Annotated in this window: 19 protein-coding genes; 10 read left to right on the top strand and 9 right to left on the bottom strand. The window is 46.1% G+C overall.

Annotated features, from left to right (window positions below; all coding sequences use genetic code 11):
* Positions 1 to 7: 7 nt before the first annotated feature.
* The 7 genes from dacB to yajC all read right to left on the bottom strand — a co-directional run bounded on the left by dacB (position 8) and on the right by yajC (position 8,263).
* On the bottom strand, positions 8 to 1,735 hold the full coding sequence (gene dacB, locus VIM88_RS01540) for a D-alanyl-D-alanine carboxypeptidase/D-alanyl-D-alanine endopeptidase (RefSeq protein WP_331861120.1): 1,728 nt from the start codon (positions 1,733 to 1,735) through the stop codon (positions 8 to 10).
* Complete coding sequence (locus VIM88_RS01545) at positions 1,732 to 2,892, bottom strand: PatB family C-S lyase (RefSeq protein ID WP_331861121.1); 1,161 nt, start codon at positions 2,890 to 2,892, stop codon at positions 1,732 to 1,734. Before VIM88_RS01545 ends, dacB begins: the two co-directional genes overlap by 4 nt.
* Positions 2,889 to 4,979 carry a 5-histidylcysteine sulfoxide synthase gene (gene ovoA, locus VIM88_RS01550; protein ID WP_331861203.1) on the bottom strand — a complete coding sequence of 697 codons (2,091 nt, stop codon included), beginning with the start codon at positions 4,977 to 4,979 and terminating at the stop codon, positions 2,889 to 2,891. The genes VIM88_RS01545 and ovoA overlap by 4 nt, the downstream gene beginning before the upstream one ends.
* 54 nt (positions 4,980 to 5,033) lie before the next feature.
* The gene (locus VIM88_RS01555) at positions 5,034 to 5,372 is read right to left on the bottom strand and encodes a DUF6394 family protein (protein ID WP_331861122.1); all 339 of its coding nucleotides are present in this window, start codon (positions 5,370 to 5,372) and stop codon (positions 5,034 to 5,036) included.
* 65 nt (positions 5,373 to 5,437) lie between these two features.
* Positions 5,438 to 6,409 (bottom strand): protein translocase subunit SecF, encoded by a 972-nt coding sequence (gene secF, locus VIM88_RS01560; RefSeq protein ID WP_331861123.1) that lies wholly within the window; start codon positions 6,407 to 6,409, stop codon positions 5,438 to 5,440.
* The gene (gene secD, locus VIM88_RS01565) at positions 6,409 to 7,989 is read right to left on the bottom strand and encodes a protein translocase subunit SecD (protein ID WP_331861124.1); all 1,581 of its coding nucleotides are present in this window, start codon (positions 7,987 to 7,989) and stop codon (positions 6,409 to 6,411) included. Before secD ends, secF begins: the two co-directional genes overlap by 1 nt.
* Positions 7,976 to 8,263: a preprotein translocase subunit YajC gene (gene yajC, locus VIM88_RS01570; RefSeq protein WP_331861125.1), complete on the bottom strand. Its 288-nt coding sequence runs from the start codon at positions 8,261 to 8,263 to the stop codon at positions 7,976 to 7,978. Before yajC ends, secD begins: the two co-directional genes overlap by 14 nt.
* A 10-nt stretch (positions 8,264 to 8,273) precedes the next feature.
* On the opposite strand from yajC, the gene VIM88_RS01575 reads away from it, so the two are divergent.
* From VIM88_RS01575 to VIM88_RS01590, 4 genes are all read left to right on the top strand, one after another.
* Positions 8,274 to 9,545 (top strand): apolipoprotein N-acyltransferase, encoded by a 1,272-nt coding sequence (locus VIM88_RS01575; RefSeq protein WP_331861126.1) that lies wholly within the window; start codon positions 8,274 to 8,276, stop codon positions 9,543 to 9,545.
* An 88-nt stretch (positions 9,546 to 9,633) separates the two neighbouring features.
* On the top strand, positions 9,634 to 9,900 hold the full coding sequence (locus tag VIM88_RS01580; RefSeq protein WP_331861127.1) for a hypothetical protein: 267 nt from the start codon (positions 9,634 to 9,636) through the stop codon (positions 9,898 to 9,900).
* 262 nt (positions 9,901 to 10,162) lie between these two features.
* Positions 10,163 to 10,438 (top strand): hypothetical protein, encoded by a 276-nt coding sequence (locus tag VIM88_RS01585; protein WP_331861128.1) that lies wholly within the window; start codon positions 10,163 to 10,165, stop codon positions 10,436 to 10,438.
* Positions 10,425 to 11,423, top strand: coding sequence for an ankyrin repeat domain-containing protein (locus VIM88_RS01590; protein WP_331861204.1), 999 nt, complete (start codon positions 10,425 to 10,427; stop codon positions 11,421 to 11,423). Before VIM88_RS01585 ends, VIM88_RS01590 begins: the two co-directional genes overlap by 14 nt.
* A 155-nt stretch (positions 11,424 to 11,578) precedes the next feature.
* Here the strand turns inward: VIM88_RS01590 and VIM88_RS01595 are convergent, their stop codons facing one another.
* Complete coding sequence (locus tag VIM88_RS01595) at positions 11,579 to 12,946, bottom strand: hypothetical protein (protein WP_331861129.1); 1,368 nt, start codon at positions 12,944 to 12,946, stop codon at positions 11,579 to 11,581.
* A 192-nt stretch (positions 12,947 to 13,138) separates the two neighbouring features.
* Here VIM88_RS01595 and yidD point away from each other — a divergent pair, with 192 nt between their 5' ends.
* From yidD to VIM88_RS01620, 5 genes are all read left to right on the top strand, one after another.
* Positions 13,139 to 13,507 carry a membrane protein insertion efficiency factor YidD gene (gene yidD / locus VIM88_RS01600; protein ID WP_414717461.1) on the top strand — a complete coding sequence of 123 codons (369 nt, stop codon included), beginning with the start codon at positions 13,139 to 13,141 and terminating at the stop codon, positions 13,505 to 13,507.
* Positions 13,479 to 14,495, top strand: coding sequence for a dihydroorotase (pyrC, locus tag VIM88_RS01605; protein WP_331861131.1), 1,017 nt, complete (start codon positions 13,479 to 13,481; stop codon positions 14,493 to 14,495). Before yidD ends, pyrC begins: the two co-directional genes overlap by 29 nt.
* A 72-nt stretch (positions 14,496 to 14,567) precedes the next feature.
* Positions 14,568 to 15,488, top strand: coding sequence for a cysteine synthase A (cysK, locus tag VIM88_RS01610; protein ID WP_331861132.1), 921 nt, complete (start codon positions 14,568 to 14,570; stop codon positions 15,486 to 15,488).
* Positions 15,488 to 16,084, top strand: a complete 597-nt coding sequence (locus VIM88_RS01615; RefSeq protein ID WP_331861133.1) for an aminotransferase class IV family protein — start codon at positions 15,488 to 15,490, stop codon at positions 16,082 to 16,084. Before cysK ends, VIM88_RS01615 begins: the two co-directional genes overlap by 1 nt.
* Before the next feature lie 39 nt (positions 16,085 to 16,123).
* Complete coding sequence (locus VIM88_RS01620; protein ID WP_331861134.1) at positions 16,124 to 16,579, top strand: hypothetical protein; 456 nt, start codon at positions 16,124 to 16,126, stop codon at positions 16,577 to 16,579.
* A 10-nt stretch (positions 16,580 to 16,589) separates the two neighbouring features.
* Here the strand turns inward: VIM88_RS01620 and VIM88_RS01625 are convergent, their stop codons facing one another.
* Positions 16,590 to 17,492, bottom strand: a complete 903-nt coding sequence (locus VIM88_RS01625) for a LysR family transcriptional regulator (RefSeq protein ID WP_331861135.1) — start codon at positions 17,490 to 17,492, stop codon at positions 16,590 to 16,592.
* Positions 17,493 to 17,716: 224 nt separating this feature from the next.
* On the opposite strand from VIM88_RS01625, the gene VIM88_RS01630 reads away from it, so the two are divergent.
* Positions 17,717 to 19,783: an ATP-dependent helicase gene (locus tag VIM88_RS01630; protein ID WP_331861136.1), complete on the top strand. Its 2,067-nt coding sequence runs from the start codon at positions 17,717 to 17,719 to the stop codon at positions 19,781 to 19,783.
* The last annotated feature ends 97 nt before the right edge of the window (positions 19,784 to 19,880 follow it).

Raw genomic sequence — 19,880 nt, forward strand, 5'->3', positions numbered from 1 at the left:
GGGTAAACTACAACTTTACGATAAACGCACCCTGACTGATCTCTGCACGTACTTTTATCAACGCCTCTCTGGCACCTTTTTCATCCCCATACGCACCGATAAGTACTTTATAGCTGCCAGCATGGTGCACCCTGTAACGGAATCCCAAAGCGTTTATTTTGCCCAAATAGCCACCGTCTGGCATTTTGGAAAATGCGCCTGCCTGTATATAATACTTTTGTACAGAGGTTTCTTTCACTTTTTGCGTGGGTGCAGGTACGTTGGTCTGTATATCGCCAAAGAGGTTCTGTGAGGTGCCCTTTGTCTGCTGTACTGTTCTGGAAGGGGCTTTCACCGTAGGTTTGGCTTTGCTTTTTGCCAGCCATTCGAGTATTTCATTTTGCAGTTTTGTCCCACGGTATTTTGCCTTCGAACTGTTGATCAGGATCACCACGGTGTAAAGCTTGCCCGCTCTGTTCTTCACATAGCCTCCGATGTTCTTTACACGTTTGATCGTCCCTGTCTTCATCCATGCCTTTTTACTGACCACGGTATGCCTGAAACGCCGTTTCATCGTGCCGTCGATACCTGCTATCGAAAGGGTCTCCATCCACTTCTGTCCGAAATGAACATAAGCATCATCATACAGTTGGCCCAACTGCCTTGCATTCATCTTGGAGATACGTGAGAGCCCGCTCCCGTTGTCTATCTTCAGTGTTCCTCTGCCCAATGCCCCTTTTGCCCTTAAGATCGATACAATGGCATCTCTCCCCTTCTCCAGCGTCGCAGGTGCACCGTATACCTGTGCACCCAGATGCAGCATCAGATGTCTTGCATAAAGGTTGTTGCTCTCTTTGGATGTTGTAGAGATGATCTTTTCCAAGGGTTCCGAATGATGGGTAAAAAGCATGGTTGCATTCCCGGGTACCTTCTTCAGTTTCAGGGTCCCTCTGACAGCGATGCCCGCTTCATTCATTTTCTCTTTGAGCGCATAGTAGAATGATTTATAGGGTTTGGTGATGACTTTACAGATGTTTCTTTCCCCGCACTGTTTGGAGATCTTGCCTTTGAGCAGCACGGTAGGGATGACTTCGCTCTTGTCGATGCTTACGCCCGGCCAAGAGTATTTGCCTCTGCAGGGTTTGTTCACATGCTCCAGTTGATTGACCACTCTGTAACTTTCATCCGCATGTTTTTTATACGCTCTCCTCTCTTTAGGATTCACACATATGGTCACCACACGCTCATTGAACATCATGGCATCGGGCATGGCATTGTATGCGCTGTAGAGGTTTTGATCAAATCCGGAGCTGTCCCGGTCCCCCACCTGGAAGTAGCTTCTGTCTATGACGATATCACCCGTGATCTGCCTGATGCCTTTTGCACGGATATCGTTGACTATCGTTTCAAGGTCCTTGGCATTTAAGGTCGGATCGCCAAATCCTTTGATGACCAGATCGCCATGAAGCACCCCGTTCGTCAAGTTTCCTGCTTTGTAGAACTGTGTAGGCCAACGGTAGTCAAACCCCAGTTTCAAAGCAGCCGCATAAGTGGTGAACACCTTGATCACGGATGCCGGGGTCCGCGTCTTGTCTGCGTTCAGCGAAGCGATCACTTTTCCCTTTTTGCCGGCTTCCTTGATATAGATACTGATCTGATTCTTCGAGATACCTGATTTGCGTATCTCTTCATTGATAGCGTGCGGAAGTGCATGGAGCCAGACCGACAGGAGTAAAACAACGACCAGACTTCTCAACGGAGCTCCTTATAGGCATTCAGCACTCTCTGCATCGCCTCTTCCAGTACTGCCTGGGAGGTCCCTATGTTCAGCCGCATAAATCCTTCTCCCGCTGCTCCGAAACTTTTGCCGTCATTGAGCCCGAGTTTTGCCCGGTGCACAAAGAAGTCGACCAGTTCGTCATGCGGGAGTCCCATCTTGCTGCAATCCAGCCAAAGCAGAAAAGTAGCTTCTGCCGGCACGACCTTGATAGGCAGCTGATGCGCCTGTACAAAGGTTTCCACATAGGTGATATTGGCGTGCAAATGTGCCTTCAACGCCTCTAGCCATGCTGCACCCTCCCGGTAGGCACTGATCAATGCCTCTATGCCAAAAGGGTTCCCGTTGGTGATACCTGACCTCTCCTGCTCGAGCTGATAGAGGTGGCGCAGTCCTGTATCCGGGATGATGGCATAAGAGGTGTTCAGTCCGGCAATGTTGAACGTTTTGGAAGGGGCGTTCAGCACGATGCAGTGGTGCAGGGCCTTTTCAAAACTGCCCAGCATGTAGTGGGTCTTCTGATACACGATATCCGCATGGATCTCATCTGAGATGATCAGCACATCATGCTCTATACAGATATCGATGATCTTCCCCAGCTCTTCTTCGTTCCAGACACGGCCGGTAGGGTTATGCGGCGAACAGAGTAAAAAGAGCTTTGCCTCTTTGGCCTTTTGCTCAAGATCTTCAAAGTCTATATGGTAGCGGCCATTTTGATACACCAGCGTATTGTCCAGTACCTTTCTCTTTTTGTGTTTGACCGAACTCACAAAAGGCGGGTAGATAGGGCTTTGCACGATGATACCCTCTCCCTCCTCGCTGAAAGCGGAAATGATAAAGTTCAATGAGGGCACGACCCCGTAACAGGGTACGATCCACTCTTTTTCTATCTTCCAGGAAAAACGCTTCAGCATCCAGTCTTGGATCGCCTGATAGTAACCTTCCGGATAGATCGTATACCCGTACACAGGGTGCAGCGCCCTTTTTTGGATCGCTTCCTGCACACAGTCCGGGGCAGCCAGGTCCATATCCGCAACCCATAAAGGAAGCAGGTCCTCTGTACCGAATTTCTTCTTCGCCTCATCCCACTTGGTCGTATGTGTCCCCCGGCGGTCTACTGCTTCAAACCTCTTCATTGCTTCTCCCAGATCGTCATTTGGGCGATAGTATACTGGTGCTTTCTGGCCGTTTCCTGTATCACGAACGGGACATCCCGGGTATCGATAAGCTCAAAGTCGCTGCCGAGTATCTCTTTCAGTCCATCCAGTGTCGTCACGTTTTCTCCGTCCCTTCTGTACCCGCCTATCCACTTCTCTTTAGGAGTGGACTCTTCCTGCCATGTGTACGGAGAGGTCAAGATAAGCATGCCTCCCTCATTTAACCGTGAAGCCAGTGATACCAAGAACTTTTTCGGGTCATAGAGTCTGTCTATCAGATTGCCGCCGAAAATAAGGTCAAACCCTTGATAAATAGGTTTCAGGTTACAGGCATCTGCCTGCCAGAACGACACTTTTTGACGTTCCGCTTCCAGGTCCAGGTCTGCAAGATGCACTTCATAAAAATTTTTCAGTTCACCCTCGGTCACCATGCTGTAGCGTAATAGTCCGGTCTCCTTAAGGGCCTGTGCCTCCTGTATGAAGCGTGCAGAAAAATCCACACCGATCACTTCATCAAAACCGCGTGCCAGTTCAAAGGTACTGCGCCCGATCGCACACCCTATATCCAAGGCTTTTCTTTTAGGTTTCTCTTTCATCGCTTCCAATGCGATGCTCGCACAGCGTGCCGGATAATTTTCTATCCCCAGAGCATTTTCACCCCAGCCAAAATGGCAATACTGGGAAATGATCGTATCGGTATTGTACATATTGCTCGTCACCTTTTCTTCATACTCGCTTTGGATATATCGAAACCCTGCATGCTGGTAAAAATGTCTTCTGAAACCGTAGCGGCTCTTTTGTGTGGCCAGGTTCCCGCAACTGATCCAGGATCCGCCATTGATGAGATCATGTTTCCCGTCAAAGGTAGGTACGGTGAAATCATCATAGACAGGGTGTACCTTAAAGCCTTCAAAAGGGTACATCGGTGTACGCGACCACTGCCAGACATTGCCTATCACGTCATAGAAAGCGCCGTGCCGATAGGTGTCAACAGGTACAGAGGAGGCGAACCCACCAAGATCGATGTTTGCGACCGCTTCCCCTTTTTTGGTCCACTCCAGATAGGAAGGGACCCCGCTTTCGTCACGCAACCGTACGTATTCATCCTCGGTAGGCAGCGTAATGCGCACGCCTTCTTTTTGGCTTTTCCATTGGCAAAATGCCGAGGCTTCCAGATGGTTCACTTCTACCGGCCAGTTCAATGGCAGATCGATCTCCCTGCTTAGGGTGCGAAGCTCGTACCCATTCTCTTTCTCTCTCCAGAACATAGGGTGTTTTGCACCGGTATAGCTTTTCCATGCCTTTCCCTCTTCGCACCAGAAGGCATCGTTGCTGTAGCCTCCCTCCTGCACGAATTCCAGGAACTCTGCGTTGGAGGTCAGGTATTTCGCTGCCTTGAATGCGGGTATGTGTGCCTGATGTGTTCCGTATTCATTGTCCCATCCAAAGAGCTGTGCCTCTTTGTTTTTGCCCAGGCTCACGCTTCCCGCACTGACCTCAAGAAGTGCATTTTTGGGTGCCGGCCCAACCCTTTCGCACGCTTTCCATGCTCTGTTTTCCTGTACGGAGGCAAGAGGAAGCTGGCGTATCAGTACGGAGGAGGTTTCAAGATGAATATTTTCATGTTCGATACCCATCAAAATGACCCACCAGTCTGAATCTTCCGTAAGCGGGAGTGCCATGGGAAGCGTGTCTATCAGATGATCGACGAGACGATAGACCTCATCGCGATAGGCCTGGACCCTTTCCAGACCCGGCCATTCGTAATGCGCTTCGTTCAGATCATCCCAGCTCATCTCATCCACCCCGACCGCAAAAAGCGATTCCAGTTCAGGGTCTATACGCTGATCGATGATCTTGGCGAGCTTGAGTTTGTTGATAAAAAATACCGCAGTATGTCCATAGTAAAAGATAATAGGATGGCGGAGAGGGTCTGCCTTGCGAAAATACGCCGTGGTATCGGCTACGATCGTAAAGAGCGATTCATAGCGTTTATAGCAGTGTTGAAAATAGGCTTTGATCTCTGCTCTTTTGAGACCGGTATCGGTCCCATGGAGCGTAGGCATACTTAGCACGCGTTATTCCTTGAAATAGTATACATGTAAGATACCTCGAAAGACTTAAAAGTCTGCTTTTTCCTTTGCACTCTCTATCATGGAAATAAAGATGGTATAAAGGTTTGCGATCACGGCACCGATCACCAATCCTGTCGCTAAAGCTTCATTGCCATAGAACTGTAAAGCAAAAAAAGCAGGCAGAAGGTGCAGGTCTGCGACCAGAGACCCTGCCAGGAGTTCAGCAGAAAGTAAATTTCTCACTCCTATCTTTAACAGTGTAGAGATCACATTCACGGATCCTGCTATAAACAATGCGACTACAGAGTGATCATACAGGAATGCCGCCGATGTCGTCAGTGACATCAAGGCAAAAAATATATAAAAAACTTTTCCCCAATTCATTTATCTTCCTTTTCAATCTATCTCGCCCCAGCTTCAGATGAAGCCATTGCGTTATTATAACCTAATTACAGGCTTCCATTTTCGTACATGGCACGCATTTTCTCTTTCTCTTTTTCCCTTTTGAGCTTCAGTGCTTCTTTTTCTCTAAAGGCGCTGACAGAGAAGCCAAGCCACATCAAAATAGGCGAAGCCACAAAAATAGAAGAGTACGTACCGACGATAATCCCTACAAGGAGTGTGAAACTGAACCCGTTGATGATCTCCCCTCCGAACAGATAGAGGGTAAGCACCACGAAGAAAGTGGTCAGTGATGTCAGTGTCGTACGTGAAAGCGTACGTGTCACGGACTCATCGATGATGGTCCCGAGATCGGGATCTTTGATCGTTCTGATCCCTTCACGGATACGGTCAAAGACGATGATCGTATCGTTCAGTGAATATCCCAATATGGTCAAGAGTGCTGCCAGAATATCCAGGTTGACCTCGACCGAGAAGAGGACGATCATCCCCATGGCGATCGTCACATCGTGCATCAGCGCCATCACCGAAGCCACGGCAAAACGCCACTCGAATCTGAATGAAACATAAATAAGGATGCCTATGATGGCCAGTACCATGGCCATCAGCCCCTTTTCACGCAGTTCGGATCCCACTTTGGCACCCACCATGTCCACACGTCTCACTTCAAAGTCACCGGTGTCCTTGAGCAGGGCTCTCATTTTATCCCCGACATCTTCGCCCAGCGCCTTTGAACTGGTTTTGGTACGGATGACCACTTCATCCTCACCGCCAAAAAAGGTCACGGTCGCACCTTCATAGGACCCATCAGACTCTACCGCTTCCCTCACCTTGTCTATAGGGGCTTTACCCTCATACTGTACCTGTATCAGCGTACCTCCGGCAAAGTCTATACCGTAGTTGAACCCTTTGCCGATGATCAAGCCCAAAGAGATGATCAGCAGTGTGATAGAGAGGAGCCCGAAACGTTTGCTCTTTCCCATCAACGAAAGAGGTTTTTTATATTTGAACACTTCCATTATTTCGTCCCCTCTTTCCTGATACCGAACCAGATGCCCAGTCTGTTTTTGTCTATCTTCGGCAGCAGCCATTGATAGATACCGTGTGTCCCTACGATCGCTGTCAGCATCGATGCCATGATACCGATGCTCATCGTCAGCGCAAAACCTTTGATCGGCCCTGTGCCGTACGCATAAAGTACGGTTGCAGCGATCAATGTGGTGATGTTCGCATCCCAAATGGCAGTAAAGGCATTACTGTACCCGTTCTCTATCGATTTGACCACCGATTTACCTTCATGCAGCAGCTCCCTGATACGTTCACTGATGATGACGTTCGCATCCACCGCCATACCTACGGTCAAGACGATACCTGCCATTCCGGGCAGGGTGAGCGTTGCGCCAAAGAGCGACATGATCGCAAGGATCAAAAAGAGGTTTCCTATCAATGCCACATTGGCGATAACGCCTGCCATACCGTAATAGAAGACCATGAAGAATACCACCAGAATAAACCCTAAAACCAATGCGATGGAGCTGGCCTTGATGCTGTCCGCACCCAGACTCGGGCCGACAGAACGTTTTTCCATCACATAGACAGGTGCAAGCAGTGCGCCTGAACGCAGTGCGATCGCAAGGTCATGGGCTTCCGAGAGTTCGAATCTTCCGGAGATCTGTACCCGTCCCCCGCCGATACGCTCGTTGATGACCGGTGCAGAGTAGACCTTGTCATCCAGCACCACCGCCATACGCTTCCCGACGCTGATCCCTGTGAAGTCACCGAATATTTTGGCACCCTGCCCGTTGAGGGTAAAGTTGATCACAGGCTGATTACCCTCATCAAAACCGACCTTTGCATCGGTGAGCATGGAACCGTCCAGTACCGGGATCGCACGGAGCAGATACTTCTCATCGGTATTGACATCCGGGAGTATCACATCACCGTAACTTTTTGCTTCGGCCACACTCATGGTGTTCACCCTGATATTTCTGTCTTCATCCACCGCCATCAGCTGCAAATGGGCCGCACGTGCGATAAGCTCGCGGATACGCTGCTCGTCTTCCTGTGTCTTGATACCCGGCACCTCTACAAGGATCTTATCTTCACCCTGCTTCGCGACGGTCGGCTCTGCGAGCCCGAACTCGTTCAGCCTGCTTCTGATGGTATCCACGGCCTGCTGGATCGCATTCTGTTTCGTACGCGCTACTTCGGCTTCGGTCATCGCCAATGAAAACTTCATTCCATCGTTAATAAGCGTGATACCCTCCAGCTCTTTTTCCAACAGTGCTTTGGCCTTGTTGATATCGTCCTGATCGAGCACTTCAAAGGTGATCTTTTCGCTGTCCACCATACGCAGCGCATCAAAGATGATCTCCTCATCGTCAAAAATGTACTTGACAGAGGCGGCCATAGATTTGATGCGCGACTCTATGGCGATCTCGCTCTTCACTCCGAGAAGCATGTGCAGACCGCCCTGAAGATCAAGGCCCAGAGTGATCTTCTTTCCTGCTTCACTTTGCGTCAAAGAAGGAATGGAGAACACCACGCCGAAGATCAGTGCAAAAGCGAAAAGGATGACCCTGAAATTAAGCGTTTTCACCCGAATCAACCTTTTTAGCTACAAATGCTCTATCCAACTTGACCACCGTATCCTCATTTAATTTGATTTTGATAAAATCTTCTTCAGTTTTAACGATATCAGCAATAAGACCACCGGTTGTGATGATCTTGTCACCCTTGGTCAAGCCTTCAAGCATCGCTTTGTGTGCTTTCTGGTGTTTTTGCTGCGGTCTGATAATCAAAAAATAAAAAATCGCAAATAAAATGATGAGGGGTAAAAATGAACCGATCATACTGCCTTGTTCTGCTCCCATAGGAATCCTTTTGAATAAAATTAGCCAATATTCTAGCACCTTTGAACTAACAAGAGGCTTTGTCATAGCACTTTTGAGTTCAGCCTTTATCTACCTCAGCTACTGGGGTTTCAACCATCCTCTGGCCCATACGATCTTGGCGATCTCCGCACTCTACTTGCTGCTGAAAGAAGAGAAAAAGGTCTGGCTCTTTTCAGGCGCTTTCACAGGACTTTTCTGGTTCTGGTGGATCACTCTGAGCTTCAAACACTACGGGATGCTCTGGGCTATTCCCATTGGCGTGTTCATCATCATGGCAACGTACGGGGTCCTCTTTTGGCTGCTCGCATGGATCAGCGAAAAGACCACGCTCTTTGCTGCTCCCTCCTCGACCCTGCTTCCCCTGCTGCTCAAGGCTTTGGGACTGCTGACCCTGAGCTATATCCATCCCTTCTCTTTTGACTGGCTCAAACCCGAGCTGATGTTCGTAGAGAGTTATCTGGGCATAGAGAAATGGCAGTTCGGGTTGGTACTCGCGGCTGTCGTTCTGAGTATCTGGAAGGGGCAGTTTTTCTATCTTTTGCTGATCCTCTTTGCCTATCAGCCTCCGCTTTCAACCCCTGTCAATGTGGACAATGGCATTGCATTGGTCACCACACATACCTCTGTGCAGGACAAGTGGAACGAGAAACTGCAGCCCGAGCAGTTTGAAACGCTTTTTGACGCTATAGACCGTGCGATAGACAACAACAAAAAGCTGATCATACTGCCTGAGTCGGTCTTTCCCGTCTTTCTCAACCGCTCTCCAAAACTGATCGAAAGACTGCAGGAAAAGGCCAAACAGATCTCCATCGTCACAGGGGGGCTTTACTGGGATGGCAAAACGCCCCGGAACACAACCTATATTTTTACTGCTAACAAAATTACAGTGGCCAATAAAGTCCTGCTGGTCCCCTTCGGAGAAAGCAACCCACTGCCGGACTTCCTGAGCGACTGGGTCAATGAGGTTTTTTATGACGGTGCAGTGGACTACGTGGCAAGCGACCATGTCATCGACTATAAAATAAATGGTGAAACCTACAGAAATGCGATCTGTTTTGAAGCCACCAGCGAAAAGCTCTATGAGGGCAATCCGAAAAACATGATCGTACTGAGCAACAACGGCTGGTTCACCCCCTCCATAGAGCCGACACTGCAAAAGCTCCTGCTCCAGTACTACAGCAAGAAGTACGGAACGACCATCTATCACGCTGTCAATATGTCGGAATCCTATGTGGTGAGAAACGGAAAAGTCGATCAATAAAAAACCTTAACGGTTTCGTGAAAATAAATTTTTGATATACTTGAAGGCTCGAAGCATCAAGTCATTTACTTAAAAAACAGGATACAACATGAATTACCTACATCACTATAAGATCAGAAAAAACATCATGGGGCTCTTGCTCCTGATCGTCATGCTCTTTGGAACATATGCCGCATTTGCTGATACGCTAAAAAGCGAACTGGGCCCGGAATCAACTAGTTTATGGATCGAGATAGCGCCTTACTCAGGATATATAGCATTAGGAGCCATCCTCCTCTATATACCCCTAAACTTATTAGATAAGAGACTTTACGAAAAGGCGCTGAAAGAGCATCAAAACAAAAGTGGCAACTAAAGTTCTCGCCTGCGAAAAGTTTTGTATTTTGGTTATAAACTCACATTTAGCTAGTATAAAAAATTGAAGTATGGGTTACCACGTGCAACGTGGGAACCAGTAAATAATCTCAATAGACAGCTTTTTTCAATGGTTGATTGCAAACTATTGAAAATTAGTTACTTTGTGATGTTGAATTTGCAAGTGGCTCTATTTTATAAGGTTTTGAGAATAAGACACTTTTGATATACTCTAATTAGCAAAAAAGAATGGATTTATGTTGATGATAATTAAAAAAGTAGTTTTATCTATTGTTGTAACAACATTGATTTATTCTATAGTTGTGTTTATTATTAGCCCTTTTTTGATAGCTTTTGGAGAAAGAACATTTTTAAATATTATTATAGATTTTCTTTTTTCATTTCCTGTAAATTGGCATGATTTAATAGTTAATAAATCACTATTATTTGTTGTATTAAATGGGTTATTCTGGAGTATATTAGGACATATAATATTCTATAGTACTGTCATATCTTTTGGAAAAAATGATGAAAAATAGATTTAAAATAAAGCTATTGCTTCTATTTATTTTTATAGTTATTTGTTTTGGATTGAGTATTTTTTTCATCCAGATGTATCCTTTTGCTGAAGGAGTGGCTAAAGATGCCAGAGAAAAGACATATGAACATAAAACAATTGATGAAAAGTCCTTCACGGTAGAAGATATAGAAATATTTTATGATACACCAGTATGGGAACTCATGAAAGTAATAAAGAGTAACAATATTAATAAAATCAAAAGCCTATTGGATGAAAACTGCTCATTGGTAAATGTAAGTAATCCCACATTTGATACGACACCAATATTTTGGTCAATACGTGCAGAGAGATATGAAGCTACAAAGTTACTTTTAGAGTATGGGGCTAATCCAAATTATCAATCAAAAATAGTTGGTTCTAATCCACTTTTCACAACCATTTCTCATTTATGGGATGATATTCAAGCTAATGAAGATCCTAGATTTGTTAAGTTATTACTGGCATATGGCGCAGATCCCAATAGTGTATATTGTGCTCCCAAAGAAACCGGAACAAGTAATTCTATAGAATGTGGTACGTCGGCTCTTAGCTATGCAGTTACTCGTGGTTTCGACAAGGTGAAACTGTTGGTAGAAGCAGGAGCAAATATTAACTATCAGTCACCAAGTGGTGAAACGGCAGCGATAGTAGCATTAACTATGGAAAAGATAGATATTGCTTATTATTTGATTGTAGAACAGAATGCAAATATTGTTGATCCTTATTATTTTTACAGTTTTGACGATGACAAATTAGAAGTAAATGATCCTAGGTATCCTGTGGATTTACTCCGATATTGGATATTAGATTTGGATTCAAACGAGTATAAGGTTAAAATGGAAATCGTTAAAGAGTTTAAGAGACAAGGTATTGATTATAGTAAAACAAAACCAGAGGAGAGAATACTTGAATATATTAAAAAACTTTTTCCAATAAATTGGATGGAATATCTAAAAAGATATTAACTTAACATGTTCCCAAGCAAAACCTTATAATCTAACATATTTTATAAGGTTATCCGCTGTAGCGACGTTTGCGAGCCATAAATCTGTACCTTTCAAGAGAAAACCTTATAAAATGTTCTATATAGGAGTTTTTATAAGATAAGGTACATCTTCAGCTACACATAAAACTTGGAAGACCTCAACAACTTCATTGCATGCTCGATCCTGTCTTTCAAGGCCGCTTCATGTTCGCATAGAAGAGGGTCTATATTTAACGTTTTGTTTTCAGACTTCGCTTTGATCTCGTTGAGTAGCACTGCGCGTTCTTTGCAGTTACGGTACTCGCGCAGAGGCTTTAGCAGGATATTCAATTCATCCACGATCAGCTGCGTCTCTTTTTCCCCTATGACATGGAAGAAATCCTCTATCAGTGTCTGCAGGGACTCCATCGCCGTAAAGATCTCTTCAAGCAGCGCTTCGTCATACCCCTCTTTGGTTTTTTCAAGCAGTGTTTCAAACCGTTTCAACTGCTTTTTTACCGCTTTTTTCACCTCTTTTTTCAAAGGCTGGAACTGCTGATACTGCTGCTCGTAGAGTTCTCTTGTGAGTATCTGTATCAGCTGGGTGAACGGTTTGGCTAAAAGCATCTGGGTGACATCCCTCTCCTCCTGAAAGGTCAGGCTCTTTAGCTCGCTGTACAGACTGAGCTTTGCACTCTCCTGTGCCGCACAAAGGTCCTCCAGAAAGTAGAGGTACCGCAACAGTTTTGTCTCTTCATGGTACCGCAGCAGCAGATTGGTGCAGAAACGCTGTACATTGGGCGTAAAAAGAGAGGAAAACGTCTCTAAAAGCGTAGCGGTACGACGCAGCAGTACGCGCAGGCGGTGCAGTGTCGCACTGCTGTGTTTCTGCTGAAAGTTCACCTTATAGTGATGCAAAAGCCGCAGGTTCCTGTAGAGTACCAAAGCCACGCCGTCACGCACATACAGCCTCCCCGGCACTTGCCAGAAAAAGAGGTTGGCAGCTTCATACGCATCGATATTTTCATAGAGTTTGTCCAGATTATACTCCATCGGCTTGACATACAAAGCGAGTGACCTGTCACTGTACTTCCCATCTTTGTCGATCTCTTTGAGCACAAAGGTCTGCAGTGTCTGTAGGACTTCAGAGTCCCTCATTGCCTTGTCATCGTTAAAAGATGCCACCAGGATATACATGCCTTCGAGTTTTTTCAGGTATTTGAAAACCGTAAAGGTCTCTTCATTCAGAGTAACCGTGTATATCTCTTTCAGAAGCTTTTTGCCGATGGCATTTTTGCGCTCCGAAAGATATGCTTCTTCCGTGACAGGGGATGGTGTTTCCTTCCCCTCCTTGTCGATCACTACTTTCGTATAGGTATCAGGAAACGACTGACGGTAATAACACTCCGTATCCTTGTCGGACCTGCTATAGAAAAGCTCGGTCTTTTCCGTGCTATGTTCCTGTGTTTTCAGCCAGCGTTCGATATCTGCGGATACCAAAAATTTGCGTTGTATCTTATTCATAAGGCTGATTATAGCAAAGAATACTTCAGTTGTTATATGAAATTTTCTCCCGCACTACCAAAGCGCAAATGATTGACAAGCTGCCCATTTTTAAACTATAATGCCCGACATGATTGGCAAAAGGAATTTTATGCAGTTTGTTGATGGGTTTCACACACAAAAGCCTCTAAAATACGCGCTATCCCTATGAAGATAAAACGCTTCTTTCAATACCCCATCAAAGGGTACCAGTACATTTCCAAAATGCTTCCCGGCTCCTGCCGCTATTATCCCACCTGTTCCGAGTATGCCTCGTGGCAATTCGAGTTCAATGCTCCCCATAAGGCATTTGCAGCCACATCCTTGCGTATCTTGCGCTGCAACCAGTTGTTCAAGGGCGGTATTGACTACCCTCTGGTGGAGTTCACACCTCCGAAACACACCTGTTTACTCAAGTTTAATGCATATTGTGGCAAAATCAATATCATTTATTGGCTGGTGCCTAAAAGTACGGACCGGACCAATCGACTCTACTATGTACTAAAGGACTTTGATGCCATTAACGCTAAACGCTCCACTTGACATGCACCTGCATCTCCGGGACGGGGAAATGCTGGAAAATATTGCCAAAGAGAGTGCCCGTACATTCTCGGGTGCCATTATCATGCCCAACCTCGTGCCTCCTGTCAGCACCAAAGAAGAGGTCATCGCCTATAAACAGCGTATCATGGCTGCGATCGGGAATGAAAAGTTCACTCCCTATATGACACTTTTTTTCAAACCCTCCTATGACAGGGCGTTTCTGGAATCGGTCAAAGAGCATATCACTGCGATCAAACTCTACCCTGCGGGCATTACCACCAATTCAGAAGGCGGTGTCAGCGGTTTTGATGTGGAGGAGCTGCGACCTGCGCTCGAAGCGATGAGCGAGCTCAATATCCCGTTGTGTGTCCATGGAGAGACCAACGGTTTTGTGATGGACAGAGAAGCGGAATTCGTCTCCATCTACGAAAGACTGGCTTCGGCCTTCCCCAAGCTCAAGATCATCATGGAACACATTACGACCAAAGAAAGTGTGGATGCGCTGGACCGGTATGAAAACCTCTATGCCACCATTACCGCACATCATCTGCTGATCACGCTTGATGATGTGGCAGGGGGCATGCTGAAACCGCACCTCTTCTGCAAACCTATCGCCAAACGTCCCGAAGACAGGGAAGCGCTGCTGAAAGTGGCGCTGGAAGCACACCCGAAAGTGATGTTCGGTTCAGACTCCGCCCCGCACCCTCAGCATGCCAAAGAGTCCTGCGGCTGTGCAGCAGGTGTCTTTACCGCACCGATAGCCTTGCAGGTCTTGGCCGAGCTCTTTGAAAAAGAGCATGCACCGCTTGAAAATCTTCAGGCCTTTGTATCCGGAAATGCCCAGAAGATCTATGGGATCACCCCTCCTGCCAAAACCGTGATGCTCGAGAAAAAAAGTTTTCACGTACCCTCAAACTATAAGGGCGTCGTACCCATGTACGCCGATGAGCAGATACGCTATAGCATCAAAGCCGTGAGCAATGGATAAGCCTATCCGGGTCGTCCATAGTGATGCCTCCGCATCAAATATTCCAGTAATCAAAAAGAGAAAGGAAACCGTATGATTGCAAACAATATTGAAGATCTCATAGGCAATACGCCTTTAGTGAAAATTCACTCGCTCTCCGATGAAACAGGTACCACCATCCTGGGAAAATGTGAATTTATGAACCCTACCAGTTCTGTCAAAGACCGGATCGCATTCAATATGATCAATGAGGCGCTCAGATCAGGGGATATCGACCAGGATACGACGATCATTGAGCCTACCAGCGGCAATACAGGGATAGGCCTGGCTGCGATCTGTGCAGCCAAAGGGCTGAAACTGATCTTGACGATGCCCGAATCGATGAGCATCGAACGCCGGAAGCTTCTGACGCACCTGGGTGCCGAACTGGTGCTCACCCCTGCATCCGAAGGGATGTCCGGAGCCATCAGCAAGGCAGCCTCTTTGGAAAAAGAGCTTGGAAATGCCAAAGTACTGCAGCAGTTCAACAATCCGAGCAACCCCGATATCCACCGCAGGACCACTGCCCCGGAGATACTGAAATCCACGGAGGGCAAACTCGATATCTTCGTGGCTGCGGTTGGTACAGGCGGTACCGTGACCGGTACAGGAGAAGTACTCAAAGCAGAGATCCCTGCACTTAAAACGATAGCGGTAGAGCCTGCCGATTCACCTGTGCTCGAAGGCGGGAGTGCCGGGCCGCATAAGATTCAGGGGATCGGTGCGGGATTCATACCTCAGATACTCAATACGGAAGTCTATGACGAAGTCCTCTCGGTAAGCAATGAAGAAGCTTTTGCCATGGCACAGAAAATTGCCAAAGAAGAAGGCCTGCTGATCGGTATCTCTGCAGGTGCCAACCTCCATGCGGCCTACACCATGGCAAAACGGCCTGAGAACAAAGGTAAGACCATCGTCACGATCCTCTGTGATACCGCGGAGCGTTATCTCTCCACGGAGCTGTTTGACAGCTGATGCCGAAGATGCAAGCCCCTTTACCCCTGCTGCTTGAAACGATCAAGATAGAAGAGGGAAAGATACACAACCTCCCCTACCATCAGGCGCGCTGTGACCGGAGCCGTAAAGAACTTTTCGGCTGCACAGAAAGACTGGATCTCTCTTCACTCATCGATGCGCCAGAAACAGGCCTCTACCGTTGCCGCATACGCTACGAAAGATCCCTGCATTCCATAGAATATATCCCCTACACCCCCAAAGCGATCACTTCACTGAGGATCGTCACGGCGGAGATCGACTACAGTTTCAAATATGCGGACAGAAGCGCTTTGGATGCCCTGCTTGCTTCCAACAAAGATGTCGATGAGGTGATCATAGAAAAAGAGGGGTACCTGACCGACACGACCATCGCGAATATCGCCTTTTACGATGGCAGCCAATGGTTCACGCCCGAACGGCCGCTGCTCAAAGGTACCATGAGGGCAAAGCTCATAGACGAAGGGTTTCTGAAGACAAAGCAGATCAAACGTGAGGACCTTGGAAAATTCACACAAGTAGCTCTAATGAATGCTATGATAGGATTTAAGATCATTAACCCTGTGAAGATAGTGTAATGCTTTCACTACAAATGACCTAGAAGGTGCACCATGACCATGAATATTTTACAAACCCCCGAATATCGTACCCTTATGCAAAGGCATATTTCCGACACTATTCACTATCTGTTTGAAAAGGACCAGGAATTTGCACTGGCGTGTGAGGTCAAATACCTTACCTTTACCCCGGAGTTGCCTGCTTCCATCAAAGAGTCATTTGAAGATACGGTGCTCTTTATATTGAGCGGCTTTACCTTTGAAAGTTCAAAACTTGAAGAGGGATACTTCTCGTTCGAAGCGGGATTCGGAAGTGAAAATTTCGGTTCGGTAGTATCCGTTCCGCTGCTTGCCATCAAACAGATCTTCGTAGGTGAAAACCCTCTGGTGATCAATCTTTCAAGCCCGGGAATAACGGATAAGGAGAAAAAAGAAAAAAGTGCCGCCAAAAAATCTTCCATGGAAGCACTTCTGAGTAATCCTGAGAACAAAAAACTCCTCAAGACCAAAAAATAAACGGTGACGCTTAGCAGTGTCCCGCTAGAATGAAGTTCACGACATTTTCTACATAGGCATTATGTTTGTTCTCTTTCGAATAGACGATGTAGAATTTACGTGTCATCGTATACCCTCTGAGTCTTGCCTCGTACAGTTCACCACTGGCCACTTCATCCATGATCGCATATTTGGACAATACAGACACTACAGGTCTTTCCGGATTTTTGTCACTTTTCTTGATCGTCTGCAATATGGTCGTGGTATTGCTCACTTCGGAAAGTACATTGAAACTTTTACACGAAACACCCAGATCATCAAAGACTTCCGCTACGATCTTTCTTGTATACGAACCCTCTTCGCGGCAGACCCAGTCAAAATCATAGAGATCTTCCGTTTTCACTATTTTGGAGATAGGCACATTGCTCACCAGTACCAGTTCATCTTCCAGCCACTCTCTGTAGATAAGGTCATTGTCCATCACTGGAGACTCGATAAGACCCACATCCAGCTTTCTGTCTTTGAGCTTTTGTATGATATCGTCGCTGAGATCTATATCCAGCTGCACATTGTTATTGATCGCTTCACCGATGGTGTTGAGACACTGCCCTGGAATAATATAGGTACCTATGGTAGGAGAAGCACCCAATCTGAAAGTGATCTCTTTATTGATGATCTTCAATATATCCTGTTCTGACGAGAGTATCTCTTTTTCGAGTCTACCTGCTATCTTGTAGAGCTCCTCTCCTTCATTGGTCAGTTTGATCCCGTTCTTTTTACGTTCGATCACTTTACAGCCAAGATATTTTTCTATAAATTTGATCTGCTGTGTGACAGCCGGTTGGGAGATCCCGAGCTTTGCCGATGCTTTAGAAAAACTTCTTTCACGCGCTACCGTTAAAAAGGTTTCCATTTTTACAAAATCTTTTAACATTAAATAATTCCTTCATTTATTATTCTATATCTTATTATGAATTGTATTATATCTGATTATACTTAAATATACATAAGTTGTTCTTATTAGAATAATTTTATTTTCTATTCCATGCTATGAAATTGTTTCGTTAATAAACATTACAGGTCCGGATGAAGCGATAGAAATCAGGCTTAATCAATTAAAGGGTATAATGTATATACTATAAGGAATATACGAACGTCATGGAAACAATTTTAAATGCACTGAACCCATCACAGAGAGAAGCGGTTGAACACATCGATGGTGCTATGCTGATCCTTGCAGGCGCAGGAAGCGGAAAGACCAAAACTCTCACCACCAGACTTGCCTATCTTGTAGGTGAAGTAGGAATAGACCCGGCCAATACACTTACCCTCACCTTTACGAACAAAGCTGCAGCAGAGATGAGAGAACGCGCACTTAAACTCATGCCGACGCAGGTCAGTTACCCTCCGCTATTATGCACCTTTCATAAGTTCGGTCTGCTTTTTTTAAAGTTCCACATAGAAAAGCTGGGCAGAAGCAACTCCTTTGTCATCATAGACAGTGATGACAAAAAACGCCTTTTACGCTCCATTGCGAAAGAGTTGAAGGTCGATCTGAACATTGCGTTCATCGCTTCTGAGATCTCAAAGTATAAAAACTCCCTGCTTACGCCTGAAGTCGTTTTGGAAAAGGCCGAACTGCCTGACTATAAACAGATAGCCGCTATTTATGAAAAGTATCAAGCCAATATCGAAGAGAACAATCTTGTAGATTTTGATGACCTCCTGATGCTGACCTACCAGATACTCTCTGAAAACGATGCGCTCAGACGTGAAACAAGCAACCGCTACCAGTACATTATGGTCGACGAATACCAGGATACGAACGAATTGCAGTTCCAGCTGCTTCAGCTTCTTTCCTCTGAACACAACAACCTCTGTGTCGTTGGGGATGATGACCAGAGTATCTATGGCTGGAGAGGCGCCAATATCCGAAATATTCTGGAGTTCGCTGATAACTTCGAACAATGCAAGACCGTCAAACTTGAAACAAACTACCGTTCCACAGAACCCATACTCAACGCTGCCAATACCCTGATAGAGCATAACTCTACACGCCTGGGGAAAAAACTGACTTCATTCAAGGGTGCGGGGCAAGAGATCAAGCTGCTCCACTCCCTCGATGAATCCATGGAAGCCAAAGCGATCGCGAGCGAGATCAAAAAACTGCTGGAGGAAGGTGCGGACCCTGACGAAATAGCCGTACTCTACCGTATCAATGCACTTTCACGTTCGCTCGAAGAGGGTTTCAGCAAAGAGGGTGTCAACTTTAAGCTCATCGGGGGCATGCGATTTTATGAACGTGCAGAGATCAAAGACCTCATCTCCTATCTCAGAGTGCTTTCCAATCCGCATGATGACTTTTCACTGGTACGTATCATTAACAAGCCCAAAAGGGGTATAGGAAAGGCATCCATCGAAAAGCTGCAAAAAGCTGCTTTTGAGGAAGGGGTCTCGCTCTTTGGATATATAGAAAAACACAGAAACGGTGCGCTGGCCTCTCTTGTCAGCAAAAAGGTGGCATCCGCACTCGAACAGCTGGTTGAAGATATAGAGATCCTGCAGGATGAACTCAAAAATGCACTGGGCAACTTTATCACGCTCTTTGAAGAACGCATCAAACTGAAAGACCATTATGCCGCTATGGTGGACGGGTTTGACCGTATCTTGAACATTGACGAGTTTTACGGCTACTTCAGGGATGCCGTGATCAAGAATCCCGACCTCACACTGGATGAGTTCCTCAATGACATTTCGCTGCAGAGCGACCAGGACCAGATAGAAGAGAATGCCATCACGATCATGAGCATCCATGCAGCCAAAGGCCTGGAGTTCGAACACCTCTTTGTCATCGGGCTGGAGGAAGAGTTCTTTCCTCTGCTTGGAGAAGGTTCCAACATGGAAGAGGAGCGCCGATTGGGCTATGTGGCCATTACCAGGGCCAAGTCTGACCTGACGCTTTGCTATGTCGACAGCCGCTTTTACAAAGGCCGGCGCAAGATGATAGACAAAAGCCGTTTCCTGGGGGAAGCAGGACTCATTCAGGATACCAGTCTCAAGATCACAAAAAGTTCCGCCTTTAAGAAAGGGGATCTCGTCAAACATAAGATCTTTGGTATCGGACGTGTGCAGGCGGCCAATAAATCCGGTAAGGAATATAAACTTTTGATCAATTTTGGCGGGAACAAAAAAGAGATTTTGAGTTCATTCGTACAATCCATATAAAGTGTTTGATCCTATGATGCAGCCGAAATTTTTTACCATGATGAGTTTTTCTCTTTACTTTTTTAGAAAAAGTAAGCAAAAAGCGTCATCCCTCTCG

The sequence above is a fragment of the Sulfurovum sp. genome (assembly GCF_036568385.1).
Classification (GTDB): domain Bacteria; phylum Campylobacterota; class Campylobacteria; order Campylobacterales; family Sulfurovaceae; genus Sulfurovum.